This window comes from Gammaproteobacteria bacterium (assembly GCA_015709695.1).
Classification (GTDB): Bacteria; Pseudomonadota; Gammaproteobacteria; order Steroidobacterales.
Genome location: CP054183.1, coordinates 1,011,538 through 1,035,441, shown reverse-complemented (window position 1 = coordinate 1,035,441; position 23,904 = coordinate 1,011,538). Strand labels below are relative to the sequence as shown.

27 protein-coding genes and 1 tRNA gene are annotated in these 23,904 nt (G+C 69.5%); 5 read left to right on the top strand and 23 right to left on the bottom strand.

The window, feature by feature from the left end; genetic code table 11:
- Positions 1–6: 6 nt before the first annotated feature.
- Genes HRU81_04825 through HRU81_04805 form a run of 5 tightly spaced genes read right to left on the bottom strand, consistent with a single transcriptional unit; the run spans position 7 to position 3,826 of the window.
- A complete protein-coding gene (locus HRU81_04825; GenBank protein QOJ31475.1) occupies positions 7–768 on the bottom strand; it encodes a pseudouridine synthase in 762 nt (253 codons plus the stop codon).
- Between the two features lie 33 nt (positions 769–801).
- Positions 802–1,557 (bottom strand): SMC-Scp complex subunit ScpB, encoded by a 756-nt coding sequence (gene scpB, locus HRU81_04820; protein QOJ31474.1) that lies wholly within the window; start codon positions 1,555–1,557, stop codon positions 802–804.
- A 6-nt stretch (positions 1,558–1,563) separates the two neighbouring features.
- Complete coding sequence (locus tag HRU81_04815) at positions 1,564–2,493, bottom strand: segregation/condensation protein A (GenBank protein QOJ33288.1); 930 nt, start codon at positions 2,491–2,493, stop codon at positions 1,564–1,566.
- A gap of 8 nt (positions 2,494–2,501) precedes the next feature.
- Complete coding sequence (locus tag HRU81_04810; GenBank protein QOJ31473.1) at positions 2,502–3,173, bottom strand: site-2 protease family protein; 672 nt, start codon at positions 3,171–3,173, stop codon at positions 2,502–2,504.
- 32 nt (positions 3,174–3,205) lie between these two features.
- On the bottom strand, positions 3,206–3,826 hold the full coding sequence (locus HRU81_04805) for a threonylcarbamoyl-AMP synthase (protein ID QOJ31472.1): 621 nt from the start codon (positions 3,824–3,826) through the stop codon (positions 3,206–3,208).
- Positions 3,827–3,904: 78 nt separating this feature from the next.
- Between HRU81_04805 and HRU81_04800 the strand changes: the two genes are divergently transcribed.
- The 3 genes from HRU81_04800 to HRU81_04790 are packed head-to-tail and all read left to right on the top strand — an operon-like array spanning position 3,905 to position 5,039.
- Positions 3,905–4,453: a septation protein A gene (locus HRU81_04800; GenBank protein ID QOJ31471.1), complete on the top strand. Its 549-nt coding sequence runs from the start codon at positions 3,905–3,907 to the stop codon at positions 4,451–4,453.
- A 2-nt stretch (positions 4,454–4,455) separates the two neighbouring features.
- Positions 4,456–4,755, top strand: a complete 300-nt coding sequence (locus HRU81_04795) for a YciI family protein (protein QOJ31470.1) — start codon at positions 4,456–4,458, stop codon at positions 4,753–4,755.
- Positions 4,756–4,778: 23 nt separating this feature from the next.
- Positions 4,779–5,039, top strand: coding sequence for a BolA family transcriptional regulator (locus tag HRU81_04790; protein ID QOJ33287.1), 261 nt, complete (start codon positions 4,779–4,781; stop codon positions 5,037–5,039).
- Here HRU81_04790 and HRU81_04785 read toward each other — a convergent pair.
- Complete coding sequence (locus tag HRU81_04785; GenBank protein QOJ31469.1) at positions 5,014–5,817, bottom strand: hypothetical protein; 804 nt, start codon at positions 5,815–5,817, stop codon at positions 5,014–5,016. The two genes, HRU81_04790 and HRU81_04785, sit on opposite strands and share 26 nt — an antisense overlap.
- Before the next feature lie 266 nt (positions 5,818–6,083).
- Here HRU81_04785 and HRU81_04780 point away from each other — a divergent pair, with 266 nt between their 5' ends.
- Positions 6,084–6,827: a hypothetical protein gene (locus tag HRU81_04780; protein QOJ31468.1), complete on the top strand. Its 744-nt coding sequence runs from the start codon at positions 6,084–6,086 to the stop codon at positions 6,825–6,827.
- Between the two features lie 6 nt (positions 6,828–6,833).
- Here HRU81_04780 and HRU81_04775 read toward each other — a convergent pair whose 3' ends face one another.
- From HRU81_04775 to HRU81_04765, 3 genes are all read right to left on the bottom strand, one after another.
- Positions 6,834–7,715, bottom strand: a complete 882-nt coding sequence (locus HRU81_04775) for a polyprenyl synthetase family protein (protein QOJ31467.1) — start codon at positions 7,713–7,715, stop codon at positions 6,834–6,836.
- A 28-nt stretch (positions 7,716–7,743) separates the two neighbouring features.
- Positions 7,744–9,201, bottom strand: coding sequence for a hydroxymethylglutaryl-CoA synthase (locus tag HRU81_04770; GenBank protein ID QOJ31466.1), 1,458 nt, complete (start codon positions 9,199–9,201; stop codon positions 7,744–7,746).
- A 195-nt stretch (positions 9,202–9,396) separates the two neighbouring features.
- Positions 9,397–12,300, bottom strand: coding sequence for a TonB-dependent receptor (locus HRU81_04765; GenBank protein QOJ31465.1), 2,904 nt, complete (start codon positions 12,298–12,300; stop codon positions 9,397–9,399).
- A 287-nt stretch (positions 12,301–12,587) separates the two neighbouring features.
- Here HRU81_04765 and HRU81_04760 point away from each other — a divergent pair, with 287 nt between their 5' ends.
- Complete coding sequence (locus HRU81_04760) at positions 12,588–13,343, top strand: outer membrane beta-barrel protein (protein QOJ31464.1); 756 nt, start codon at positions 12,588–12,590, stop codon at positions 13,341–13,343.
- 39 nt (positions 13,344–13,382) lie between these two features.
- Here HRU81_04760 and HRU81_04755 read toward each other — a convergent pair whose 3' ends face one another.
- From HRU81_04755 to ruvC, 14 genes are all read right to left on the bottom strand, one after another.
- Positions 13,383–14,681: a nitronate monooxygenase gene (locus tag HRU81_04755; GenBank protein ID QOJ31463.1), complete on the bottom strand. Its 1,299-nt coding sequence runs from the start codon at positions 14,679–14,681 to the stop codon at positions 13,383–13,385.
- Between the two features lie 190 nt (positions 14,682–14,871).
- A tRNA-Lys gene (locus HRU81_04750) sits at positions 14,872–14,947 on the bottom strand.
- 44 nt (positions 14,948–14,991) lie between these two features.
- Positions 14,992–15,699, bottom strand: a complete 708-nt coding sequence (gene queC, locus HRU81_04745) for a 7-cyano-7-deazaguanine synthase QueC (GenBank protein ID QOJ31462.1) — start codon at positions 15,697–15,699, stop codon at positions 14,992–14,994.
- Positions 15,683–16,357 carry a 7-carboxy-7-deazaguanine synthase QueE gene (gene queE, locus HRU81_04740; protein ID QOJ33286.1) on the bottom strand — a complete coding sequence of 225 codons (675 nt, stop codon included), beginning with the start codon at positions 16,355–16,357 and terminating at the stop codon, positions 15,683–15,685. Before queE ends, queC begins: the two co-directional genes overlap by 17 nt.
- A 34-nt stretch (positions 16,358–16,391) precedes the next feature.
- Complete coding sequence (gene ybgF, locus HRU81_04735; GenBank protein ID QOJ31461.1) at positions 16,392–17,165, bottom strand: tol-pal system protein YbgF; 774 nt, start codon at positions 17,163–17,165, stop codon at positions 16,392–16,394.
- A 7-nt stretch (positions 17,166–17,172) separates the two neighbouring features.
- Positions 17,173–17,709, bottom strand: a complete 537-nt coding sequence (pal, locus tag HRU81_04730; protein ID QOJ31460.1) for a peptidoglycan-associated lipoprotein Pal — start codon at positions 17,707–17,709, stop codon at positions 17,173–17,175.
- 65 nt (positions 17,710–17,774) lie between these two features.
- Positions 17,775–19,085 (bottom strand): Tol-Pal system beta propeller repeat protein TolB, encoded by a 1,311-nt coding sequence (gene tolB, locus HRU81_04725; GenBank protein ID QOJ31459.1) that lies wholly within the window; start codon positions 19,083–19,085, stop codon positions 17,775–17,777.
- Between the two features lie 28 nt (positions 19,086–19,113).
- Positions 19,114–19,989 carry a cell envelope integrity protein TolA gene (gene tolA / locus HRU81_04720; GenBank protein QOJ31458.1) on the bottom strand — a complete coding sequence of 292 codons (876 nt, stop codon included), beginning with the start codon at positions 19,987–19,989 and terminating at the stop codon, positions 19,114–19,116.
- 29 nt (positions 19,990–20,018) lie between these two features.
- Complete coding sequence (gene tolR, locus HRU81_04715) at positions 20,019–20,468, bottom strand: protein TolR (protein ID QOJ31457.1); 450 nt, start codon at positions 20,466–20,468, stop codon at positions 20,019–20,021.
- A 6-nt stretch (positions 20,469–20,474) separates the two neighbouring features.
- Complete coding sequence (gene tolQ, locus HRU81_04710; GenBank protein QOJ31456.1) at positions 20,475–21,176, bottom strand: protein TolQ; 702 nt, start codon at positions 21,174–21,176, stop codon at positions 20,475–20,477.
- A gap of 6 nt (positions 21,177–21,182) precedes the next feature.
- Positions 21,183–21,623 carry a tol-pal system-associated acyl-CoA thioesterase gene (ybgC, locus tag HRU81_04705; GenBank protein ID QOJ31455.1) on the bottom strand — a complete coding sequence of 147 codons (441 nt, stop codon included), beginning with the start codon at positions 21,621–21,623 and terminating at the stop codon, positions 21,183–21,185.
- Positions 21,624–21,630: 7 nt separating this feature from the next.
- Positions 21,631–22,725, bottom strand: a complete 1,095-nt coding sequence (gene ruvB / locus HRU81_04700) for a Holliday junction branch migration DNA helicase RuvB (GenBank protein QOJ31454.1) — start codon at positions 22,723–22,725, stop codon at positions 21,631–21,633.
- 10 nt (positions 22,726–22,735) lie between these two features.
- Complete coding sequence (gene ruvA, locus HRU81_04695) at positions 22,736–23,350, bottom strand: Holliday junction branch migration protein RuvA (GenBank protein QOJ31453.1); 615 nt, start codon at positions 23,348–23,350, stop codon at positions 22,736–22,738.
- Positions 23,347–23,886, bottom strand: a complete 540-nt coding sequence (gene ruvC / locus HRU81_04690) for a crossover junction endodeoxyribonuclease RuvC (GenBank protein QOJ31452.1) — start codon at positions 23,884–23,886, stop codon at positions 23,347–23,349. The genes ruvA and ruvC overlap by 4 nt, the downstream gene beginning before the upstream one ends.
- Positions 23,887–23,904: the final 18 nt, after the last annotated feature.

Sequence of the window (23,904 nt, the reverse complement as noted above, 5' to 3'; positions counted from 1 at the left end):
GCGGCCTCAGCCCGCGTCCGCGCCGGGCGCCGGCAGGCCCGCTGCCGCGTAGAGGCCGGCGAGCTGCTGCGGGCTCATCTCGGCGAAGCGCCCGCGCGGCAGGTGACGGGGCAGCCGCACCGGTCCGAAGCGCACGCGGATCAGCCGGCTGACCTGGCAGCCGACCGCCTCCCACAGGCGCCTGACGATGCGGTTGCGGCCCTCGGCCACGCACACCTTGTACCAGCGGTTGGCGCCCTCGCCGCCTTCGGCCGCAACGGACGCGAAGCGCCCCGGTCCGTCGTCGAGCTGCAATCCCTCGCACAACAACTGCAGCACGTCCTCGGTGACGACACCGCGGACCCGCACGGCGTATTCGCGCTCCAGCCCGCTCGATGGGTGCATCAGTGCGTGGGCCAGCTCGCCATCAGTGGTGAACAGCAGCAGGCCCGAGGTATCGATATCGAGCCGTCCGACGCTGATCCAGCGGGCACCGTTCGCCCGCGGCAGCGACTGGAAGACGGTCGGACGGGCCTCCGGATCGGTGCGGGTGCACACCTCGCCCACCGGCTTGTGATAGACGATCGCCCGGGGCTTCGGCCGGCGCCGCCGCGACACACCGCGCAGTGGCTGCCCGTCGAGGGTGATGCGCTCGCTGCCACTGACCTTCTGCCCGAGGCTGGCCAGCTTGCCGTTGACGCGCAGGCGGCCGGCGGCGATCCAGCCCTCGATCTCGCGACGCGAGCCGAGGCCTGCCGCCGCCAGGAATTTCTGCAACCTCTCCGCCATGGCGGCCGGCCCAGCGCCGCGCGCGGCGGCAGCTCAGCGGACCTGCAGCGGTATGACGTCGGCCGATTCCGCCGCGTCCGTCCCGGCGGCCACCTCGACGTGGGCCACCAGCGCCGCAGCCCGCGCCTCGGCAATCGAAGCCACTGTGGCCGGCTCTGCCGGCAGATGCGGGTCCAGCGGGCGCACCAGGGGCTCGGCCGTGCCCGGCGCGGCCTCCGCGGCGAACCCGCCTTCGCCCAGGTCCAGCTGCGCGGTGAGCCGGTCCAGGTCACGGATCTCCGCCAGCGGCGGCAGGTCCTCCAGGTGGCGCAGGCCGAAGTAGTCGAGGAACTCGCGCGTGGTGCCGTACATGGCCGGCTTGCCGGGCACGTCGCGATAGCCCACCACCTTGATCCAGCCCCGCTCCATGAGCGTGCGCATGATGTTGGTGGTGACGACGACTCCGCGGATCTGCTCGACGTCACCCCGGGTCACGGGCTGGCGGTAGGCGACGATGGCCAGCGTCTCCATCAGCGCGCGCGAATAGCGCGGCGGGCGCTCTTCCCACAGCCGCCCGAGCCAGGGCGCCATGGCCGGGCGCACTTCGATGCGAAATCCGCTCGCCACCTCGTTGACCATGATGCCGCGCCCGTCGTAATCCTGCTGCAGCTCGTCGAGGGCGGCCCGCAGCTCGGTGCGCTCCAGCGGGGACTCCTCTCCGAACAGCCCGCGCAGCTGGTCCAGCGTCAGCGGCCTGCCCGCCGCCAGCAGGGCCGCTTCGATCACGTGCTTGATCTCGTTCTTCTCCATGGTCGGCTACTCCGGATGCTCGTTGGCGCCGCCGGGCAGCCCCGGCGCTTCCGGCCCGGCTGCCGTGGCAATGCGCACGTGAATGGGTGCGAACGGCTCGGACTGGACGATTTCGATGAGGGATTCCTTCAGCAGCTCCAGCATGGCGAGGAAGGTCACCGTCACGCCCATGCGTCCCTCGCGGGGTTCGAAAAGGCGGTGGAATTCCTCGAAGCCACCCTGGTTGAGGCGGGACAGCACCTCGGACATGCGCTGGCGCACGGACAGCGGTTCGCGCTGGATATGGTGGCGGGCGAACATGTCGGCCCGCTGCAGCACTTCCTGGAACGCCAGCAGCATTTCCTTGAGCGTCACGTCGGGGAGTTTCACCACCACCGGCCGCTCCCGCAACCCGGCGCTCGCCTGGAAGGTGTCGCGCTCCAGGCGGGGCAGCTGGTCCATGGCTTCGGCCGCCTGCTTGAAGCGCTCGTACTGCTGCAGCCTGCGCACCAGTTCCGCGCGCGGGTCGGCCTCCTCCTCGTCCAGCGACTCGGGTCGTGGCAGCAGCATCCGCGACTTGATCTCCGCCAGCATGGCAGCCATGAGCAGGTACTCTCCCGCCAGTTCCAGCTGCAGCTCCTTCATCACCTCGATGTAGTTGACGTACTGGCGCGTGATCTCCGCGATCGGGATGTCGAGGATGTCGAGGTTCTGGCGGCGGATCAGGTAGAGCAGCAGGTCGAGGGGGCCCTCGAAGGCCTCGAGGAACACCTCCAGCGCATAGGGCGGGATGTAGAGGTCGCGCGGCAGCTCGGTGACCGGCTGGCCCTCGACGACGGCGAACGGCATCTCGCCCTGCGCGGGCTGGCCACCCGGCTGTTCCGGCAGGAACACCCCGGCCGGCCCGGTGGTGTTGTCGACCACCGTCAGCGCGGGCTCGCCTGCCACCTCGGCCATGGACATCGTCAACCGCCTTTCACGCCAGCGACCAGCAACACCAGATCCCGCACCACCGCGAACAGCGGCCACAGCACGTCGTTGAGCACACCGAGAAGCAGCAATCCCAGGATGATTATAAGGCCGTAGGGTTCGATGGCATCGAGCCGGCGCCCGATGGACTCGGGCACCAGGCCGCGCAGCACCCGGCCGCCATCGAGAGGCGGCACAGGAAGCAGGTTAAAAATGCCCAGCAACACGTTGAATGACACGCCAAGCCTCGCCATGCGCGCGAGGAAATCCGCGGCCACCGGCGCCCACTGCGCCAGTCCGGCCGCCAGGTGCAGCGACGCTGCCCAGCCGATCGCCATCAGCAGGTTTGCACCCGGGCCGGCTGCGGCCACGGCGATCATCGCCCGCTTCGGGTTGCGCATCGCGCGCGGATTGATCGGCACCGGCTTCGCCCAGCCGAACAGCAGGCCACCCATCCACAGCGTCAGCAACGGCACTACCACCGTGCCCAGCGGATCGACGTGGCGCAGCGGGTTGAGGCTGAGGCGGCCCAGCATCTCGGCGGTCCGATCGCCGTAACGACGCGCCATCCAGCCGTGCCCGACCTCGTGCAGGGTGATGGCGAAGATCACCGGGATGGCGCCCACGGCAATCATGCGGATGAATTCCGGGGCGTTCCCTGCGTCCATCGGTGGAGTATACGGGGCGATGCCGCCGGGAATCAGCTGAACGCCGCGGTGTCGCCGCGGCCCTGCCGCAGCACGCGGGGGAAGCCGGCGATCAGGTCGACGACCGAGGTCGGCTCGACGCTGCAATTGCCGCTCTCGATCACCAGGTCCACCTGGCCACGCAGCCGCGCGTAGATCTGCTCGGGATCGTTGAGCGGCATGGCATCGCCGGGCAGGATCAGCGTCGAGCTCATGATGGGTTCACCCAGTTCACCGAGGATGGCCAGCGGCACCGGGTGGTCGGGCACGCGGATGCCGATGGTGCGGCGCCGCGGATTCTGCAGGCGGCGCGGCACTTCGCGCGTCGCCGGCAGGATGAAGGTATAGGGACCCGGCGTGCGCGCGCGCAGCAGCCGGTATGCCCAGTCCTCCACCCGCGCATAGGTGGCGATCTCCGAGAGGTCGCGGCACACCAGGGTGAAGTTGTGGTCCTTGCCGGTCTGGCGCAGCCGTTCGATGCGCGCCACGGCGTCGCGTGCACCCATCTGGCAACCGAAGGCATAGGAGGAATCCGTGGGGTAGACCATCAGGCCGCCGTCGCGCAGGATAGCGACCGCCTGCTGCACCAGGCGGCGCTGCGGATTGTCGGCGTGCATGATGAAACGCTGGGTCACGGCCGCCATTCTAGTCAGGGCAGGCCACCGGCGCCGGGAATTTTCGCTATCATCGGCGCCACCGAAACGGCTCCTGCCATGCAATCACTCATCGACCTGCTGCCCGTCGTCCTTTTCTACGTCGCCTACAAGTTCAGCGACTTCCGCACCGCCATTGCCGTGATGATGGTGGCGATGACCCTGCAGGTCGCGCTGACCTGGCTGATCACTCGCCGCGTCCATCGCATGACGCTGATCTCCGCCGGCCTGGTGGTGGGCCTCGGCGGCATCAGCCTGTTGCTGCGCAACGAGCTCATCTTCAAGTGGAAGCCGACCATCCTGTTCTGGGTCTTCGCCATCGTCTTCCTTGGCAGCCAGTTCATCGGCGCGAAGCCGATCGCACAGCGCTTCGTGGAATCGGCCAGCAAGGACGCGCTCAGCATCCCCGCGGACGACTGGCGCACGCTGAACATCATGTGGGTGGCATTCTTCGCGCTGGTCGGCGCGCTCAACCTGTACGTGGCCTACAGCTTCCCGGAGGATGTCTGGGTGAATTTCAAGCTGTTCGGGCTGACCGGGCTGACCCTGCTGTTCGCGCTGGTGCAGGCGTTCTGGCTGTCGCGCCACGAAGCCAGGGACGGGGGTTGACCATGCTCTATGCCATCATCGCGGAAGATGCCGCGGACAGCCTGCCCGGACGCAGGCAGGCGCGGCCGGCCCACCTGAAGCGCCTCGAGCAGCTGCGCGACGAAGGCCGCCTGGTGCTGGCGGGGCCGCATCCGGCGCTCGATGCCCCGGACCCCGGGCCCGCGGGCTTCACCGGCAGCCTGGTCGTCGCCGAATTCGAGTCGCTCGAGGCGGCCCGGCGCTGGGCCGACCAGGATCCCTACTGCGCGGCCGGGGTCTATGCGCGGGTGGCCGTCAAGCCGTTTCGCCAGGTGCTGCCGTGAACGCCGCGGAACGCCGCGCTGCCATCCATGCCCGCATCAGCGCCAGCCTGCAGCCGCAGGAACTGGTGATCGAGGACGAAGGCCACCTGCACATCGGCCATGAAGGTGCCCGCGACGGACGCGGACACTTCCGCGTGCGGGTGGTGAGCGAGCGCTTCTCCGGGCTCGGCGCCCTGCAGCGGCACAGGCTGGTCTACGCCGCGGTGGGTGAGCTGATGCAGACCGACATCCACGCCCTCACCGTCGTCGCCCTGACGCTCAGCGAGGCAGCCCGGCAAGGCTGACCGGCGTCGAGGGCAGCACTTCGCCGGGACGGGTGACGCCCAGCCAGGCCGCGGCGGCCAGGGCCAGCCAGCCCGCCAGCATCAGCGGCAGGACGGCATTGAGCCGCGCCACGGCCACTTCGCCGCCCTGGCCCGCGGCGCCGCCGCGCGACCGCCGCTCCTCGTCCGCGAAGACGCGCCAGGCTGCCCTCACCCGCAGGCCGAGGGCCAGCAGCAACGCGAACAGCAGCAGCTTCACCGCCACATACGGCGCCGTGTCCAGGCGGCCGGTGAACCAGGACCAGGCCACCGACAGCGGCACCGCGACGATCAGCAGGCGACGCAGCCCCTCCTCCAGTCGTGACGCGTACTGGCCGGCCACGCTGCCGGCAGCGAACCAGGCCACCAGCACCAGGCCTGCCCAGGCGGGGCCAAGGGCAACGATGGCTGCCATCTGCCACCAGGGGTGGCCGATGCCGACGTACTCGGTGAGGATGCCGCCCACCGTGAGCATCAGGCTGGCAGCCAGGCGTGGCGCCAGATCGATGGCGCGGGCCAGCTCCAGCGTGCGCGAGCGCTGCTCGGGCAGCAGCCGCGAGGCCGCTGCCGCCCGCACCGCGAGCACGACACCGAGATCCGCGCCCAGCCAGAAGACGAACAGGATCAGGTGCGCGAAGGTCCACAGCCGGTGCGCGGTGATGCCCGGCACGCTGCGTTCGCCGACCGCCGCCGCGGCCAGCGCCAGCGCCGGCAGCAGCGCCAGCAACACCAGCGGCCAGGCCGTGCCGCGGCGGTTCATCAGTCGCGCGCCGGCAGGACGCGCTCGCCCAGCACACTGTGCGCGCACCCACCGACCCCTTCGTTGATCGCCACCAGCCCGGCGAGCCTCGCGCCGGAATGACTGGCCTCCAGGACGACATCCACCCTCATGGCTCCTCCTGCCCGCAGCCGGCGCCACGCGCGGCCGGGCCCGGAGTATACGCAGCGGTCATCCGCAGGGTCCACGCCGGATGCGCGCGCAGCGGCTAATATCCGGCCATCACCAGCCGTCGGGATTACCTGCACATGAGCTGCTTCCGCCGGATCGTCCCGGGGCCTGTCCTTGCGCAGCTGCTGATCGTCACGGCCTGCGCCCTGCCCGCTGCCTGCAGCACGACCTCCCTGCCGGAAGCTGACCCGGCGCTGCAGGCCTTGCCGCAGGCCGGAGACTACTGCCTTGCCGCCGAGCGCGTGGTCAGCCGCAGCAGCCTGCCGATGCAGCTCGTGGTGCACCGCGATTTCCAGGACTTCGTCAGGTCCAAGGCGCTGATCGCCGGGCCGACACTGCAGCAGTTCGACTGGATGGATGCCGACGGCAAACCCCTCGGCATCTCCTGCAAGCTGAAGAGCAGCGACCATCTCCTGCAGGCCTTCGGCCCCGGCAGCGCCGGGCCCGATGGCCGCTGCCAGGACATGAACCGCGCGGTCCTCGCCCTGGTTGCCCGCCAGGTGCCACACCCGGCCTTTCCGCGCGTGGTGCTCGACCCCGACGAGGTCGTCGTCAACGAACAGCAGCCGGGCATGACCGGCCCGGACTGGCTGGCACCGTTCACGCTGGCGACGGTGGATGCCGATGGCAGCCTGCGGATCCACAGCAAGGGATTCATCGTCGATTTCCTCGACCCCCGCTTCGCGGCGATGCCGGAGCGCTTCCGCGGCGTGCACTACTGCCACTTCATCGCACCGGATTACCTGCGGGCACTGCTCGAGGGCAAGGCCGGCGCCGGCGCGGTCATCGGCCGGAAGCTGGACCTGCCCGCAGCACGCTGACCGGCCTCAGCGCAGGCTGGACTCGCACAGCCAGCGCAGCAGGCCGGCTTCCGGGCCCCACCCGGCCAGCGCATCGAGGGCCTCGCGCTGCAGCGCCCGCATGCGCTCCCGCGTGGCCTCCGGCCCCAGCAGGGACAGCAACGTGGCCTTGCCGTGCCGCTGGTCGCTTCCCCGCGGCTTGCCGCTCGAGGCCGGCGGCACTTCCAGGTCGATCAGGTCATCGGCGAGCTGGAAGGCGAGGCCGTATGCCCGGCCGAAGCGCTGTGCCGCCTCCAGCCAGCGCGGCTCAAGCCCGGGACGCAGACGACAGGGCATGAGCACCGCGGCTTCCAGAAGCCGGCCGGTCTTCAGCCTGCAGATGGCTTCCGCCTGCTCCACGCCAGCGGGCCGGCCCGCCGCCTCCATGTCCAGTGCCTGGCCACCGGCCATGCCGGAAGACCCGCTGGCCATCGCCAGGTCGCGCACCAGCTGGCAGCGCGCCGCAGGCGAGGCATCCATGTCGCTGTCGGTGGCCAGCACGAGATAGGCATGGGCCTGCAGGGCGTCGCCGACGAGGATCGCCGTCGCCTCGTCGAAGGCCACATGGGTCGTCGGCCGGCCGCGTCGCAGGTGGTCATCGTCCAGCGCCGGCAGGTCGTCGTGCACCAGCGAGTAGGCATGCACGATCTCCAGGGCGACGGCAATGGCATCCACCCTCGCCGGCGGCAGCCCGAGCCAGGTTCCGGCAGCATGCGCAAGCAGGGGGCGCAGGCGCTTGCCGCCGCCCAGAACCGCGTAGCGGATCGCCGTGTGCAGGCGCGCCGGGCAGGTGGCGGCCGGGGGCAGCCAGCGATCCAGCGTCTGGTCGACGCGCAGGCGCAGCTGCTGCGCCAGTTCTTGCGGGTTCACGGCGCAGGCACCCGTGCCGCCGGCGGCATCAGCGGCAGTAGCGGTAGTACTCGACACCCTCGTCGGCGAATTCTGCCGAGCTGCTGGTGCCGATGCGGTCGATGACGAATTCGTCGTGCCCGGCCAGCGGCCGTGGTCCGGTTCCGGTCCGGTGCAGTGCCACGTACTCGTCCTGCGTGAGATCGACAGCCGGCTCGAGCGCATCCGCGAAACCGATGCGGCCGGCAGCCACGGTCCAGCCCGGCACGACACGCATGGGCATGGCCTCGGCGGCATCGCCGCTGCCGTAGCCGAGCGCCAGCACTTCCCTGCCCGCCAGGTCCATCCCGGATTGCGCCGCCTCTTCCAGTCCCGCCGCCAGCCAGGCTGGCAGCGATGCCGAATAGACGTTGCCGAGTTCCCGCATCGGCCGTGCGCCGAGCCGCATCCTCGCGGCGACGAGTTCCTGGTACAGCGGCTGGTCACGGAATTCCCGCAGCAGCCTCATGGTCAGCGGCCAGGGATCGCGCTCGAGGCCGCCCTCGCGGACCAGCGCCAGGATATCCGGGGCCGCGCGCATCTCGGCCAGCACGTCATCGATGCCGACACCGGCCGTCTCGCAGTAGCCCGCGAGCTCGGCCTGGCCCGCGGCACCGCTGCGGGCGAGCCCGGTGAGATAGCAGAACCCGAGCGCATTGAGCGGCATGCGCTCGTAGGGGCGATGCATGAACACGGCGCCGACCGAGCGGAAGTAGCCGAGAGGATCGCGGCCCAGCCGGCGCAGCATCTCGCGGACGGCGTGCTGCGCCTCGTCGAGGTAGCAGGTGGTGGAATACTTGCCGTTGAAGACCGGCGTTTCCCTGAAGCAGCTGCCCTGGCCGTTGGCGCGGACCATCGGCTTGCGGAAGTCGATGGCCCGGTAGGCCGAAGCGCTGCCGCAGCCGGCGAGATCCACCTCCAGGAGTCCAGGCCGCTTCTCCAGCAACACCGCCACTGCCCCGGCGCCCTGGGTCGCTTCCCCGGAACTGCCCCGCTCGTACTTGGCCACATCCGCGCTGATGGCGATGCCCACGGCATCCCCGGGTTCGGTCGCGAGGAACCGCAGTGCGCCCTTCATGGCATAGATGCCACCCAGGCAGGCATGCTTGAACTCGGGCACCTCGCAATGACGGCTGAGCGGCGCCACACCCCGCTCCTGCATGGCCAGGTCCAGCATGCCGCGGACGATCACCGCACCGGCGGAGTTGTCGGTGCTCGATTCGGTGCCCAGCGCCAGGAACCGCACCCGGCCCGGGTCGATGTCGTAGCGGTCCATGAGCCGCAGCGCCGCGGTCGCCGCCATGGTGTAGATGCTCTGTCCGGGACCGGCCATGCGGAAGCCGGTACCCACCACCGAGCTGACCTTGTCCCAGGAAGTGCCGGTCCAGCTGCACCACTGGCGCAGGTCGACGCGATACGGCGGCAGGTAGGCTGCAAAACCCGAAATGCCGACGGCTTCAGTGCTCATTGCGATGGCGACCATGTTCCGGAGGGCCAGCCACCCCGCTGCACCCGACATCCGGGGGCGAATAGTAAAGGAGCGCCGCCGGCCTCGAAAGCGGAGTATCCCTTACCAGGCCGGCCGCCAGTCCCTGCCGCCCGGCGGCAGCAGTGGCCTGCACGGCCGCCCTCCCCGCCGCAGCCGGCGGGGGCGCCCGCTGCGCTAGTGCTGGCCGAAGCGGTAGGTTGCCCGGATGCCGAAGATGCGCGGATCCGGCAGCGTGCCCCAGTAGTGCATGATGCCGAGGCCGCCGGTGAAGCCGGTCTCGGAGACCTGCCGGCCGAAATCCGGGCCGGATCCGCCGCTGCGGATGGTGTCGTCGTCGAGCAGGTTGTCGATGTAGGCGATGATCTCGTACTTGGGATGGATCAGGCCGACCCGCGCGTCCACGTTCCAGTACGGATCGAACCAGACGCCGTTGTCCTGGTCGAGATAGCGCCGGCTCTGCCAGTTTGCATTCACCTCGGTCAGCAGGTCGATGCCGTCGTCGGTCAGCGGATGCTTGTAACTGGCGCCCAGCGCCAGCGCGTGCTCGGGTGTCCGCTCGAGCCAGGCGCCGTCATAGTCGATCTGGCAGGCGACGGAACCGATGGCCTGGAAAGTCGCCGGATTGACGGTCTGCCCATCGGGCACCGTCGGATTGTCGAGGTAGACCAGCTTGCAGCCGCGTCCCGAGCTGTACGCCTGGGCGATGCGCTGCGCGCTGGTCACGTTGTCGACGAAGCTCGTGTACTTGGCATCGAGATAGGTGTAGGCCGCCGTCAGCACCAGCCCGTCGACGAACTCCGGCTGCCACAGCAGTTCCAGCTCCAGGCCCCAGATTTCTGCGCCGGAGGCGTTGAGCACGCGTGGCGTGGCCACGCCGTCGACCATCACCTGCGTGGTGATCTGCTTGTCGGTGTAGTCCTGGAAGAAACCGGAGATGTTGGCCTGCAAGGGGCCGAAGAAATTCGTGGTGTTCTTGCTGCCGATCTCCCAGGCCTGCAACTCCTCCGGGTCGTACTTCTCGGCGGTCACCGTGGAGGCGACCCCGCCGGACACCAGCTGGTTGATGCCGCCCGGCTTTTGCGCCTTCGCCCAGAAGAAGTACAGCAGGTTGTCCGGGGTGACCTTCCAGTTCAGCGTCACCTTGGGAGTATGGTAATTGGAGGATGTCGAGGCCTCCAGCGTCCGGTAGCTGTCGTTGCTGGTGAGGTTGTTGCCGATGATGACTTTCTCGGCCGAGCAGATGACGTTGGTGCCACTGGTCTGCTCGTCGAGGAACACCTGGCCGATGATGCCCATGTAGCCGAGGTTGGTGCAGCCGACCTGGTTGGGCTTGAGCAGGCGGAAGCGCTCGGACACGAGCCGGTCCTCCACCACCAGCTGCCAGTCGTCGGTGATCTGCCAGTCGATGTTGCCGTAGAACGACCAGTGGCGCGTATCCGCCTCCCAGTAGGGCGCGGGCATAGGCAGCGTATTCAGGTACTCCTGCTGCCAGCCGATGACGGAGTTGCCGGTGCCGTCGCAGACGCCGGGCTGGTAGCCGAAGGTCGGGTAGGTGAAGCGGCCGCTGCCGTCGACATCCAGCCGGCCCTCCTTGTCCAGCGGCATGCACAGGTACAGGCCGTTGCGGTCGTCCAGGGTGCGCTTCTCGTCCCAGTACAGCGCGCCCACCGTGTACTGCCAGGCGCCATCGAGCCGCGATTCGAACCGCAGTTCCTGGCTGAGCTGGTCGACGCCGGACTCGGTGTCGGCGATCTGGCTCGCCAGCAGCTGGTCGGGGCGGCGGCCATGGTAATAGGCGCCCGGTGGGGGGGTGGCCGGGTAGCTTGCCGGCGCGCCCCCGGGCGGCGTGAACTTGTAGTCCGCCTCGGCCTGCCAGTCCTGGTCGAAGCTGTCCCGGCCGTTGAAATTGGTCCAGCCCGTGAAGGAGCTGAGACGGCCGCCGTCGAGATCGAAGGTGGCGATGATGCTGAGCCGGAAGGTTTCGAGGTCGCTGCCATCGAAGTCCTGGCCAGTGAGCGGATTCTCGCTCTGCTTGACCACCCGGCCCTTGCCGTTGCCCATCGAGGTGGGCTGGCAGAATCCCGGGCCTTTCGACGGATCCTTCAGGCTGTCGGGGCAGTACTGGTTGAAGTCGAGGAGCGCGGTCGAGCCGTTGCTGCCGGACTTGGTGAAGCCCAGGCCATTGAGCAGCACGTCGTCGTTGCCGGGCTGGGCGGCACGCACCGCGAACATGTTGCGGGCGTGCTGGAGCATGGCATCCGGGTAGGGCATCAGCCGGTTGCCAGGCCCATCCTGCCAGCCGCCGCCGACGCGGGCGTTGGCCATCGGACCGTAGTCCTCGCGGCTGTACTCGCCGCGCAGCTTCACCTTGGTGATGTCATCCGGGCGCCAGACGGCGGTGAGCGCCGCCCCGGAGCCGCTGCTGTCGCCCACGTCCTGGCCCGACATGGCATTCACGTAATGGCCACCCTGGCTGTACCAGAAGCCGGTCATCCGCAGGCCCAGCGTGTCCGTCACCGGACCACCGAAGGCCGCGTCCACCTGCTGGAAGCCGTCCTGGGCGAAATCGAGCCGCGCGGTGCCGTTGAACTCGTCGCCGGGATCGCGGGTGATGTAGTTGATGGCGCCGGCGAACGCGGCACGGCCATACAGCGCGCTCTGCGGCCCCTTGACGATCTCGATGCGCTCCACGTCGCTCAGCAGGCGGCGATTGGCGAGCAGGCCGGAGCCGGCCGAGATGAGGTTTTCCGTGGTGACGTCGATGTTGTCCACCAGGAACGCCACGTTGGAACGGCCGCGGGTGTTGGACAGGCCGCGGATGGTGATGCGCGTGTCCGACGGGCCGAAGGCGCGGTCGAACTGCACGCTGGGCGAGCTCTTCACCACGTCGCTGAGATCGGCGACGCCCTGGCGCTCGATCTGGTCGGCGGTGATGGCCGACACGGCGATCGGCACGTCCTGGAGGTTCTCCTCCTTCTTGCGGGTGGTCACCACGATTTCTTCGATCTGTGGCCATGCCGCGCCGGGCATTGCCGACATGGCAGCCGCCGCGAGCAGTGCCAGGCGCCGTACGCTCACCATATATCCCCCAAAGCAAAGCCGTCACGCCGGCCGGCGATCACCTCGCCATCGCCCGGCCAGCGTGCTTTCGTTACCGGCAACCCGGATGACCCCGACCACCTCGACCGGTAAGGCTATCTCAACGAACCCCAGCTTGCCTATCCGCACATCGGACAGCGGCAACGGATAGTGGCTGCCGATGCGATTCGCTATAGTCGCGCAGCTAGAATCGCCGGAGCAGAAAATCCGGCACCCGGCTGATGCGTCGGCCGTGGCAGCGGCCTGTACCAACCCGGGAAGACAGCATGACGAGCATTCTCAAGCGCGCCAGCATGGCGATCCTCGCGTTGTTGCCGATGACGGCCGTCGCCGATGTCAGCTGGTACGTGGGTGGCGGCGTCGGTGGTGCCAAGCTCGAGGAGGATGTCGATGTGGCCATCGGCGCCTTCGTCAACGACGGCAGCGGCGGCCTCACCCCCCTGACCTGCCAGCAGCCAGCCGGCAACATCTATGGCTGCACGCCCGGCCAGCCCGTCGAGAAGAGACTCGGCAAGTTCCGCGGCAGCGACCTCGGCTACCGGCTGTTCGGCGGCGTGCGCTTCGGCCGCTACTTCGGCATCGAAGCCGGCTACGTCGACCTCGGGGAGCCGGAGGACTCGCTGGACCTGGCGATTCCGCCCTCCGCCACCAGCCCGGAGACGGACGTCGCCCTGAAGCTGTCCGACGAGATCCACGGCATCGATGCCTATCTGGTGGGAGCCCTGCCCCTCGGCGAGCGCTGGGAGGTCATCGCCAAGCTCGGCATGATCAGCTGGGACTCGACCTTCAAGGCACGCAATGCCTACGGCGAAACCTTTCCGAACACCGGGACGGCAACGCTGCCGACGGTGCTGCCTTCGAGCTTCTCGGTGGGCACCGACGGCACCGACCTCGCCGGCGCCATCGGCTTCAACTACAAGGCCAGCGAGCACATGACGCTGCGGGCCGAGGGCAGCTGGTACGACATCGAGGACACCGAGCAGGCCTGGCTGCTCGGCGGTTTCGTCATCTATACCTTCTGAAGGGCCGCGCGCCCTGCTCGGCAGCGTGGCCGCCGGGCCTCACTGGTCCGCGGTGGCTGCGGCGGGCGCTTCCAGCGGGGCCGGCAGCGCCACATGGTTGCCGGTGCTGAACTGGTAGTCGCGGAAGACGTGGGTCGCGGTGAGGATCTGGTAGCGGCCATCGGCAAGGCGATGCGTCGTGTCCTTCAGCCGGTACACGTAGTGGCCGCAGGTGTAGCAATTGAACTTGCTGAAGTGGTAGCAGAGGCACACCTTGCCCTGCACCGGCAGCTTGTGGCCCTTCTCGTCGACCGGCGTCGCGTCGTAGGCGTCGAGGTAGGCACAGGTGCCCTCGCGGCTCAGCAGGTAGCCGAAGGCCTCGCACTGCGGCTTGATGTTCGAGTCGAAGCAGGGGCTGTAGGACAGCAGGCGGATGGGATAGCCGGTCGGTGACACGCCGGAGACCACCAGGTCCTCCTCGCGGGCGCGGGCGTAGTCCTGCTTCACCCGGGCCGGCAGCCCGCACTCCTCGGTGATGGTGAAACGGGTGGCGACCTGGACGGCGGCCGCGCCCATGCGCAGGTAGGACGCGGCATCGGTGCCGGTGAAGATGCCGCCCGCCGGCAGCACCGGGATGTCGAGCTTCTCTTCCCGGAGGAACGCGAGGATCTCGGCGACGATGCTGCGCAGGTCGTAATCCCGCCAGTCATCACCGAAGCCGAGATGCCCGCCGGCGAGCGGGCCCTCGACGATCACGTAATCGGGCATGCGCTTCAGGCGCGCGGCACCCTTGAGGAAGATCTTCAGCGCGCGGACGCTGGAGACGATGGGGCCGATCTTCACGTCGCGGAACCGCGGGTGGTCCTCGACCAGCTTGAGGCTGCCGATGTGCAGGCCGGCCGACAGCGTGATGCCGTCGATGCCGCCGTCCATGGCACCCGCCAGCCGGGCCCGCAGCGTGTCTCCCGGCGCACCCATGGTCAGCTTCTCCATCACGTTGATGAAGATCGCGCCGGGACCCTGCTTGCGGTCCATGGTGTGCCGCACATGGTTGAGCTGCGCCTGGCGCAGGTGCTCGAGGTCGAACTTGACCGTGGTCTTGTCGATGCCGTCGCGGGTGCCGCGATGCTTCTCGGACTTGGCCTTGGTGAAGTGGGTGTCGTACTTGCGGTCCGAGACGTGCTGGACCATGGCATCGGAAATGTGGCCCACCCCGCCGAGGCGGCAGGCGGTCAGCGCCAGCTCGGAGGTGGAGATGTCGACGCCCATGCCGCCGATGACGATCGGCACCAGCTCCAGCCGGCCGAGTTGCCAGCGGTAATTGTCGACCTTGTCTTCGGAAAGGTCCCGAGCGTCCATCACACCTTCTGCGACAACAAGCCAGGAGGCGATATTAAAGGAGTATCACCCTCCGGAACAGCACCGCCTGCGGCAACCGGCATCCGGGGGCCACCGGTGATACTGTCGTTTCGAAACCACTTTACCACCACTCCGGGCATGTCGGGCGCTGAAACCGCGCCACAGCCCGCGCTGGTACTGCCGGCAGGACTGGTGGGCCGTGCGCGATTCGAACGCGCGACCAACTGGTTAAAAGCCAGCTGCTCTACCGACTGAGCTAACGGCCCGGGGGGACTGGGCGCGAATCATAGCCGATCGCGACCCGGCCGACCTAGCCAGCCGGGCTGCCGGCCTGGTAGCGGGTGACGTCGGCCATGCCCGCAGCCTCGAAGCCTGCCCGTCGCAGCCGGCAGGCATCACAGGCACCACAGGCGGCGCCACCGGCATCGGCCTGGTAACAGGAGACCGTGGCGGCGAAGTCCACCCCGAGATCGTGTCCGAGGCGGATGATGTCCGCCTTGCCCAGCGCGATCAGCGGTGCCCGGATCTCCACCGGCCGGCCGTCGACGCCGCGGCGGGTCGCGAGGTTCGCCATGGCCTGGAAGGCGGCGACATATTCGGGGCGGCAATCCGGATAGCCGGAGAAGTCCACGGCGTTGACGCCGGTGTAGATGAAATCCGCATCGAGGACTTCGGCCCATGCCAGCGCGAACGAGAGGAACACGGTGTTGCGCGCGGGGACGTAGGTCACGGGAATGCCCACGACGGGATGGCGTGGCACGGCAATGCCGGGATCGGTGAGCGCCGAGCCGCCGAGCGCACCGAGGTCGATGCGCAGGCAGCGATGCTCGCATGCGCCGAGCAGGCCGGCGACGCGGACTGCGGCATCCAGCTCGGCGCGATGCCGCTGGCCATAGTCGAAGCTCAGCGCATGGCAGCGGTGGTGCTCGCGGCGCGCGGCCAGCGCCAGGCAGGTGGCGGAATCCATGCCGCCGGAGAGCAGGACCACGGCCCGGCCACGCTCAATGGCCACGGGCATCCCCCCAGAGCAGCTTGTGCAGCTGCAACTGCAGGCAGACATCGAGACGGTCGGCGAGGATCCACTCGGCCAGCAGGCGCGGCTCGAGCAGGCCCCAGGCCGGCGAGAACAGCACCGCGCAGCGTGCCCGCAGGCCATGGTCGGCGAGCACCTGCCTCGCCCAGTCGTAGTCACTGCGATCCGCAATGACGACCTTCACCTGGTCGCGGGGCTTGAGGCTGTCGAGGTTGACCCAGAGATTGCGTGCCGACTCGCCGGAAGATGGCGCCTTCAGGTCCATGATCACCGCCACGCGCGGGTCGATGCCGGTGATGTCCAGGGCGCCACTGGTCTCGAGCTGCACGAGGTAGCCGGCATCGCAGAGCCGGCCGAGCAGCGCGCGGCAGTCCGCCTGGGCCAGGGGCTCGCCTCCGGTCACGCACACGTGGCGGGAGCCGAAGGCCGCCACGGCATCCATGATCGAGTCGAGGCTGCGCAGCTCGCCACCGCTGAAGGCATAGGCGGTATCGCACCAGCTGCAGCGGAGCGGGCAGCCGGTGAGGCGCACGAACACCGTGCGTTCACCCGTGGTGTGCGACTCCCCCTGGATGGAGTGGAAGATCTCGCTCACCCTCAGCCGCGCCGGGCGGCTGGTGCTGCTGTCCGCTTCCGGAGTCATGGCCGTGGGCACGGCGGCACCCGCGGTGCCGCGATCAGTGGCCCTCGCCGGCCATGGATTGCAGGCGCTGGCTGGCGAGGCGGGCGGCGGTCGTGTCGCCGTAATTCTGCACGACCGTCGTCAGCGCCTTGCGGGCGGCGTCGTAGCGCTTGAGCTCGTAGTTGCAGTAGCCGACCTTCAGCAGCGCATCGGGTGCCTTGCGTGACTGCGGGTACCTCGACATCACGGCCTCGAATTCCGGCAAGGCCTCCTTGTACTTCTGCGCCACGTAGAGGCTCTCCGCCAGCCAGTACTGGCCGTTGTCCGCCAGGCTGCTCTGCGGGTAGCTGGCGAGGAACTGCCGGAAAGCCTGCGTGCCCTGCTCGTAGCGTCCCTGCTTGAGCAGGTCGAAGGCGGCCTGGTAGCTGGCACGGTCATCGCCGGCCGCCGTCGCGGCGGCAGCCGCCCCAGCCACGGCCGCTGCGCCCGGTTCGGCCACTGCACCGCGTTTCTCCAGGGCCTGCAGGCGCTGGTCGAGATCGAGGTAGAGCTGGCGCTGGCGCTCGCCACCCTGCTCCACCGTGTTGCGCAGGGTCTCGACGTCGTTGCGCAGCGAGCGGTTCTCCTTCTGCAGGCTGTCGATCTGGGACATGAGGTTCATCAGTCCCTGGTTCTCGACCACGCGCTCCACCCGCGTCAGGCGGTTGTCCAGCTCCACCTGCTTCAGGTGACCCGGGTCCTCCTCGGGAGGCACCATCTGGCACCCGCCGGCCATGACGGCCAGGGCGGCGAGTGCCAGCGTTGCGTACGAGGTGCCGCGCGTACTCATTGCCGGCTCAGGGTGCGTAGACGATTTCGACGCGACGATTCAGCGCCCAGGACTCCTCGTCGCTGCCGGTGGCGGCCGGGCGTTCCTCGCCGTAGCTGACGGTGCTGATCTGGCTCGCTGCCGCCCCCTGCAGCAGCAGGGCCTGCTTGACCGCCTGCGCGCGGCGCTCGCCGAGGCCGATGTTGTACTCGCGGCTGCCACGCTCGTCGGTGTGGCCTTCGAGCCGGACCCGGGTGCCCGGGTTGGCGGCCAGGTAGCGGCCATGGGCGGCGACGATCTCGCGGAAATCGGCCTTGATGTCATCGCGGTCGTAGTCGAAGTACACGGTGCGGTTCTTCACCGACGCCCTGGGACCGGCTGCGGCGGAATCATCGATGGCCGTGCCCTGGCCCATGCCGCCATCGGCGACCCCGCCCGACTGGGCGCCGGCTGCCGCACCCGACTGGGTGCCATAGCCGAGCGCATCCTGCTCCTTGGTGCCCTTGCCCGCGCAACCCGCGAGTACGACCATCATCAGAACCAGGCAGACATTCTTGATGCTCATGAAACTCGTCACTCCTGCATTGGCTCGATGGGCGCCGCGGACCATCCGCGGCATCCCCGTCGAAATCAGTTCGTGCGGAACGGCGACCAGGCCGGCTCGCGCACATCGCCCTCTGCCGCCGGGATCCGCTGCCGGACACGCCCGTCCGCCGACACCGTGGCGAGCACGCCGCGCCCGCCCTCGCGGGTGGCGTAGATCAGCGTCTCGCCATTGGGCGCGAAGCTCGGCGACTCGTCCTGCCGCCCGTCGGTGAGGACCTGGCTGAAACCGCGCTCCAGGTCGAGGATGGCAATTCTATAGTTGCCCCGGTCATTGGTCACCACGGCCAGCCGCTTGCCGTCGGGGGACACGCGCGGCCGCGCGTTGTAGTTGCCCTCGAAGCTGACCCGCTGGGCGCCGCCACCCGTGGCGAGAATGCGGTAGATCTGCGGCCCCCCGGCCCGGTCCGAGGTGAAGTAGATGCTGCGCCCGTCGATGGACCAGGCCGGCTCGGTCTCGATGGAGCGCTGGTCGGTCAGGCGCGTGAGCACCTGGGAGCCCAGGTCGAGGGTGAACAGGTCGAGGTTGCCCTCCCCCCGTGACAAGGTCAGCGCCAGCATGCGCCCATCCGGGGACCAGGCGGGCGAGCCGTTGACGCCGGAGCGCGCCGAGACTTTCTGCCGCGCCCCGCTGCGCACGGTCTGCACATAGATCTCGGCCACCTTGTTCTCGAACGACACGTAGGCGAGCTTGCGCCCGTCCGGCGACCAGGCCGGCGACATGATCGGCTCGCGCGATTCCACCATGACCTGCTCGTTGGCCCCGTCGGCATCCGCGATGATCAGCCGGTAGATGTCCGGCTTGCCGCCCTTGTGCAGCGCCGCCACGTAGGCGATGCGCGTGGAGAAGATGCCGGGGACGCCCGTCAGCTTCTCGTAGACGACGTCGGCCACGCGATGCGCCGCCAGGCGCAGCTCGGCGGCAGTGGCCGGCTGGCGATAGCGCAGCAGCCGCTGGCCACGCAGCACGTCGAAGACGAGGAACTCGATGTCGTACTGGCCGGCCGCTGTCTCGCGCAGCTGGCCGATCACCACGGCCTCGGCGCCGACGGCCTTCCAGTCCCCGAGGTCCACCTCGGCCTCGGTCGTCGGCCGTTGCACCAGGTCACGCCCGGCCAGGGGCTCGAAGCGGCCGGAACTCGCCAGGTCCCGGGCAACGAGGCCGGCCACATCGAAGGGTGCCGTGCCCGCGCCCTGCCAGCCGAAGGGCACGACGGCGATGGGCACCGGCCGGGCCACGCCACCGACGATCTCGATGCGCAGCTGCGCCGGAAGCGGCAATGCCAGCATGGTCAGGCAGCAGAACGCGACAAATCTCGGCAACAGGTGCTTCGGCATGGCGTGCACATCGACCTCCGGAGGGCGGCTATTGTTCCGGTTTGAAGGTAAAGAGCAAGTTCCGGTCGAACAGGCGCGGATCCGAGGGCAGCGGCAGCGGCGAGGCCCGCAGCACCGCGGCCTCGACCGAACGCGCGAAGGCGGCATCGCCGGTGCAGTTGAAGGCCACCGCGGAGGTCACCTCGCCACCCGGGATCTGCTGGACACGCACCTCGCAGCTGTCGCCCGTCCTGGCGCTCGGCGGCTGGTTCCAGTTGCGCCGCACCTTCTGGGCGATGATGTCCCGGTACTCCGCGGCCGCCGGCGATCCGGCCACCGCCGCCAGCGCTTCCTCCTCCGCCATCTGGCGCGCGAGGTCGGCCTGGCTCTGCGCACGGCGCTTCTCGGCCCTGGCCCGGGCTTCGGCTTCCGCCTTCGCCTTCGCGGCTGCCTGGGCATCGGCCTGTGCCCTGGCACTGGCTTCGGCACTGGCTTCGGCCCTGGCTTCGGCCTCGGCCTTCTCCTGCGCCCGGGCCTTCTGCTGCGCATCCGCCCTGCGCTGCGCGGCTTCGCGCTCGCGCGCCTGGGCCTGGGCCTGGCGCTCCTGCTCGGCCTGCCGGCGCTGGTCGGCGAGGCGGCGGGCCTCGGCTTCGCGCCTGGCGTCTTCCCTTTCGCGTCGCTGCTGCTCGGCCTGTTCCGCCAGCCGCGCGCGCTGCAGCGCCTCGGCCGCGCGCTGGCGCTCGGCGCGGCTGTCGATCACCGTCGCCTGGATCGCCAGGCGCGCCGGCTGCGGCGGAGTCCGGGGCAGCAGGTCGAGGTTGAGCGCCAGCAACACCAGCAAGGCCAGGTGCAGCAGCGCCGACACCGTGAGCACCACGCCGTGCTCGCGCAGGAACTCGTTCTGGAACCTCAGGGTTTCAGTCATGCGTAGGGGATGCAGCCCGGACAATGGTCCTAGGTCTGACCGCGCCGCCTGCGGGAAGTGTCGGGCGGGTCGGTGAGGAAGCCGACCTTGGTCGCCCCGGCCTGCTGGAGCAGCACCATGGCCTCGACGACGCGCCCGTACGCCACCTTCTGGTCCGCCTTCACCAGCACCGGCGTCTCCGGCTTGCGGCGCAGCACGGCCGAGGCGAGTCCCACCACTCGCTCGGCGTCGATGGGCGCATCCTCGCGGTCACCCACACTGAGGTAGAAGCGGCCGGCGGCATCCACCGAGAGCACCAGCGGCTCGTCGTTCTTTCCCGAGTCGATCGGTTCGGCGGCCGCCTTGGGCAACTCCACCTCCACGCCCTGGGTCAGCAGCGGCGCGGTCACCATGAAGATGATGAGCAGCACCAGCATCACGTCGATGTAGGGCACCACGTTGATCTCGCCCATGAGGCGGCGTTTCGGCTTGCGGCGCATGGGCGGCTACTTCCCCTCGCGCTCGCCCGCCGGCCGCGGGTGCGCGTGGCGCTGCAGGATGGCCGAGAACTCCTCGGTGAAGGTATCGAAGCGCACCTCCAGGCGCGTCACCTTGTCGGCATAGCGGTTGTAGGCGATCACCGCCGGGATGGCGGCGAACAGCCCCATGGCCGTGGCGATCAGCGCCTCGGAGATGCCCGGCGCCACCATTGCCAGCGTCGCCGACTGCACGTTGCCGATGGCCTGGAAGGAATTCATGATGCCCCAGACGGTGCCGAACAGCCCGACATAGGGGCTGGTGGAACCGATGGTGGCCAGCGTGGCCAGGTTCTGCTCGAGGCGATCCATCTCGCGCATCTGCGCCACCTGCATGGCACGACGGCAGCCCTCGAGCAACTGCTGGGGCGCCAGCCCCGGTTGCTGCGCCAGCCGGCGGAACTCGCGGAAGCCCGCCTCGAACAGTCCGGCCATGCCGCTCGGCGCGCTGCCGGCCTTGGTCACGTCGCGGTAGATCGCCGTGAGATCGCCACCACCCCAGAAAGTGCTCTCGAAGGCGTCGGATCCCAGCGCCGCCTCGCGCAGCGTCCGGCGCTTGCGCAGGATGATCGCCCAGGAGGCGATCGAGGCGCTCACCAGCAACAGCAGCACCAGCTGCACGACGAAACTCGCGCCCAGCACCAGGTCGAGGAAGGAATGGCTTCCGGTCATGCGTCATCACCCATGTCGGTCGGTCCCTGTAAGGATATCGGGCAGGATTCCCGGCGGTATCCGCCGTGGACGGAAGTTCGCCGCCTCGAGGCAGGCGGCCTCGCAGCGCGCGCTCGCCAGCAGCACGCCGTCGCCGGCGCGGCACACCTGCTGGTCCAGCGAGAAGCGCACCCGTTCACGGCCGACGAGCCGCGTGCGCACCAGCAGCTCGTCGTTGAAACGCGCCGGCTGGTGGAACCGCAGGTCGGCCGCCGTGACGGAAAAGCACAGGCCGTGTGCCGCCAGCAGCTGGTCCTGCTCGACGCCGTGGCTGCGCAGCCACTCCGTGCGGCCCCGCTCCATGAAGCGCAGGTAGTTGGCGTAGTACACGACGCCCTGTGCATCGGTGTCCTCGAAGTACACGCGCACCGGAAACTGGTGCCAGCCTGCGGGGGATGTGCCGGTCATGCCTGCTTCAGTCGCCGTCGCCCGGCGCCTGGCCCTCCTGGCCCTCGTGGCCCTCGTGGCCCGCAAACAGCGAGAGCGAGGACTCGCGTGCGCTGCGCGGCACGGGCAGGCCGAAATGCTGGTAGGCACGCGCCGTGGCCATCCGCCCCCGGGGCGTGCGCATCAGGAAGCCGCGCTGGATGAGGAACGGTTCCAGTACATCCTCGATGGTGCCGCGCTCCTCGCTGACCGCCGCGGCCAGCGACTCGATGCCCACCGGCCCGCCGCCGAAGTTCTCGATGATGGTCAGCAGCAGGCGCCGGTCCATGGTGTCGAAGCCGTTCGGATCGACCTCGAGCATGTCCATGGCGGCGCGGGCCGTGGCTTCGTCCACCCGGCCGCTGCCCTTGACCTCGGCATAGTCGCGCGCGCGCCGCAGCAGCCGGTTGGCGATGCGCGGCGTGCCGCGGGCGCGGGCGGCGATGAGCCGCGCGCCCCCGGCATCGATGGCCACACCGAGGATGTGGGCCGCGCGACTGACGATGTCGTGCAACTCGTCCTCGGTATAGAACTCCAGGCGCTGCACGATGCCGAAGCGGTCACGCAGCGGCGAGGTCAGCAGGCCCGCCCGGGTGGTCGCGCCCACCAGCGTGAAGGGCGGCAGGTCGAGTTTGATCGAACGTGCAGCCGGACCCTCGCCGATCATGATGTCGAGCTGGAAGTCCTCCATGGCCGGGTAGAGCACTTCTTCCACGACCGGGCTGAGGCGGTGGATCTCGTCGACGAACAGCACGTCGCGGGCCTCGAGGTTGGTCAGCAGCGCCGCGAGGTCACCCGGGCGTTCCAGCACCGGCCCGGAGGTGTGCCGCAGGTTCACGCCCAGTTCGTTGGCGACGATGTGCGCCAGAGTGGTCTTGCCGAGGCCAGGGGGACCGAAGATCAGCACATGGTCCAGCGCTTCGGCACGCTGGCGCGCGGCCTGCACGAAGATCTGCATCTGCCGCTTCACCGATGCCTGCCCGATGTAGTCCGCCAGCGTGCGCGGGCGGATGGCCCGCTCGTAGGCCTCCTCCTCGCCGCGACCGGCGGCGGCAACGATCCGTTCCGGTTGTGCATCCGTCATGGCGCGGGCCTCAGCTGCGTCCGCCGGGCGCCGCCGCCCTGAGGGCAGCGCGCAGGATGTCGGCCGTCGTCGTCGCCCCGGCCGCCTGCGCCTGCTCCACCAGGCGGCGCGCTTCCACCGGGCGATATCCCAGCGCCTGCAGTGCATCGACGACCTCGGCCTCGGCCCGGGCCGCGGGAGGGTCCGCCGGCGCCACGGCGGCACCGAGGCCGGCCGCAGCCATTTCCTCGACACGCTCGCGCAGGTCGAGGATCAGCCGCTCGGCCGTCTTGCGGCCCACACCCGGCACCCGCGTGAGCGCCGCCGTGTCACGCGCCTGCACACAGCGCACGAAGCCATCGACGCTGATGCCGGAGAGGATGGCCAGCGCGATGCGCGCGCCGACGCCGGTCACCTTGAGCAGGTCGCGGAACAGCCGCCGCTCCGCCTCGGAGGCAAAGCCGAACAGCAGGTGCTGGTCCTCGCGGATCACCAGGTGCGTGCGCAGCTGCACTTGGCCGCCGATCTCCGGCAGGCGCACCCAGGTGGACGCGGGCGCCTCCACCTCGTAGCCGACACCGGCCACCTCGACCAGCAGCTGCGGCGGATCCTTGTGCACCAGCGTGCCGCGCAGGAAACCGATCATCGCCGCACCACGCGCAGCCGCCCCATGCCCACCAGGCGCGCGCCGAGGGGCCGCGTATGGGCGTGGCACAGCGCGACGGCCAGTGCATCGGCCTCGTCGGCCGCCAGCGGTGCCGGCGGCTGCAGCAGCGCGCGCACCATGTGCGCCACCTGCGGCTTCTCGGCGCCGCCCTGGCCCACCACCGCCAGTTTCACGGCCCGGGCCGCGTACTCGTGCACCGTCAGCTGCCGATCGAAGCTGGCACAGATGGCGGCGGCACGGGCCTGGCCCAGCTTCAGCGCGCTGTCGGCGTTGCGATGCACGAAGACGCGCTCCACGGCGAGTTCCACCGGCTGGTGGGCGGCGACGATGGCGCCCACGCCGGCGAAGATCTCGCGCAGGCGCGCCGGCAGGTCCTCGCCTTCGGTGCGGATGCAGCCGCTCGCCACGTAGCGCACCGTGGCGCCGCCGGCATCCACCACACCCCAGCCGGTGACGCGGGAGCCGGGATCGATGCCGAGGATGCGTGTCCAGCCCGCATGGCCTGCCGCCCCCATGACCCTGCGCTGGCCGCC

Bases quoted from the DNA above. Each gene is read 5' to 3' on its own strand.
- tolR (QOJ31457.1), bottom strand. From the start codon at position 20,468: ATGCGCCGCAAGCCGAAACGCCGCCTCATGGGCGAGATCAACGTGGTG.
- ruvA (QOJ31453.1), bottom strand. From the start codon at position 23,350: ATGATCGGTTTCCTGCGCGGCACGCTGGTGCACAAGGATCCGCCGCAG.
- HRU81_04760 (QOJ31464.1), top strand. From the start codon at position 12,588: ATGACGAGCATTCTCAAGCGCGCCAGCATGGCGATCCTCGCGTTGTTG.
- HRU81_04825 (QOJ31475.1), bottom strand. From the start codon at position 768: ATGGCGGAGAGGTTGCAGAAATTCCTGGCGGCGGCAGGCCTCGGCTCG.
- tolQ (QOJ31456.1), bottom strand. From the start codon at position 21,176: ATGACCGGAAGCCATTCCTTCCTCGACCTGGTGCTGGGCGCGAGTTTC.
- queE (QOJ33286.1), bottom strand. From the start codon at position 16,357: ATGACTCCGGAAGCGGACAGCAGCACCAGCCGCCCGGCGCGGCTGAGG.
- HRU81_04795 (QOJ31470.1), top strand. From the start codon at position 4,456: ATGCTCTATGCCATCATCGCGGAAGATGCCGCGGACAGCCTGCCCGGA.
- ruvB (QOJ31454.1), bottom strand. From the start codon at position 22,725: ATGACGGATGCACAACCGGAACGGATCGTTGCCGCCGCCGGTCGCGGC.
- pal (QOJ31460.1), bottom strand. From the start codon at position 17,709: ATGAGCATCAAGAATGTCTGCCTGGTTCTGATGATGGTCGTACTCGCG.
- HRU81_04800 (QOJ31471.1), top strand. From the start codon at position 3,905: ATGCAATCACTCATCGACCTGCTGCCCGTCGTCCTTTTCTACGTCGCC.
- ybgF (QOJ31461.1), bottom strand. From the start codon at position 17,165: ATGAGTACGCGCGGCACCTCGTACGCAACGCTGGCACTCGCCGCCCTG.
- HRU81_04810 (QOJ31473.1), bottom strand. From the start codon at position 3,173: ATGGACGCAGGGAACGCCCCGGAATTCATCCGCATGATTGCCGTGGGC.
- HRU81_04755 (QOJ31463.1), bottom strand. From the start codon at position 14,681: ATGGACGCTCGGGACCTTTCCGAAGACAAGGTCGACAATTACCGCTGG.
- scpB (QOJ31474.1), bottom strand. From the start codon at position 1,557: ATGGAGAAGAACGAGATCAAGCACGTGATCGAAGCGGCCCTGCTGGCG.
- queC (QOJ31462.1), bottom strand. From the start codon at position 15,699: ATGCCCGTGGCCATTGAGCGTGGCCGGGCCGTGGTCCTGCTCTCCGGC.
- ruvC (QOJ31452.1), bottom strand. From the start codon at position 23,886: ATGGGGGCGGCAGGCCATGCGGGCTGGACACGCATCCTCGGCATCGAT.
- tolB (QOJ31459.1), bottom strand. From the start codon at position 19,085: ATGCCGAAGCACCTGTTGCCGAGATTTGTCGCGTTCTGCTGCCTGACC.
- HRU81_04770 (QOJ31466.1), bottom strand. From the start codon at position 9,201: ATGAGCACTGAAGCCGTCGGCATTTCGGGTTTTGCAGCCTACCTGCCG.
- HRU81_04780 (QOJ31468.1), top strand. From the start codon at position 6,084: ATGAGCTGCTTCCGCCGGATCGTCCCGGGGCCTGTCCTTGCGCAGCTG.
- HRU81_04815 (QOJ33288.1), bottom strand. From the start codon at position 2,493: ATGGCCGAGGTGGCAGGCGAGCCCGCGCTGACGGTGGTCGACAACACC.
- HRU81_04785 (QOJ31469.1), bottom strand. From the start codon at position 5,817: ATGAACCGCCGCGGCACGGCCTGGCCGCTGGTGTTGCTGGCGCTGCTG.
- ybgC (QOJ31455.1), bottom strand. From the start codon at position 21,623: ATGACCGGCACATCCCCCGCAGGCTGGCACCAGTTTCCGGTGCGCGTG.
- tolA (QOJ31458.1), bottom strand. From the start codon at position 19,989: ATGACTGAAACCCTGAGGTTCCAGAACGAGTTCCTGCGCGAGCACGGC.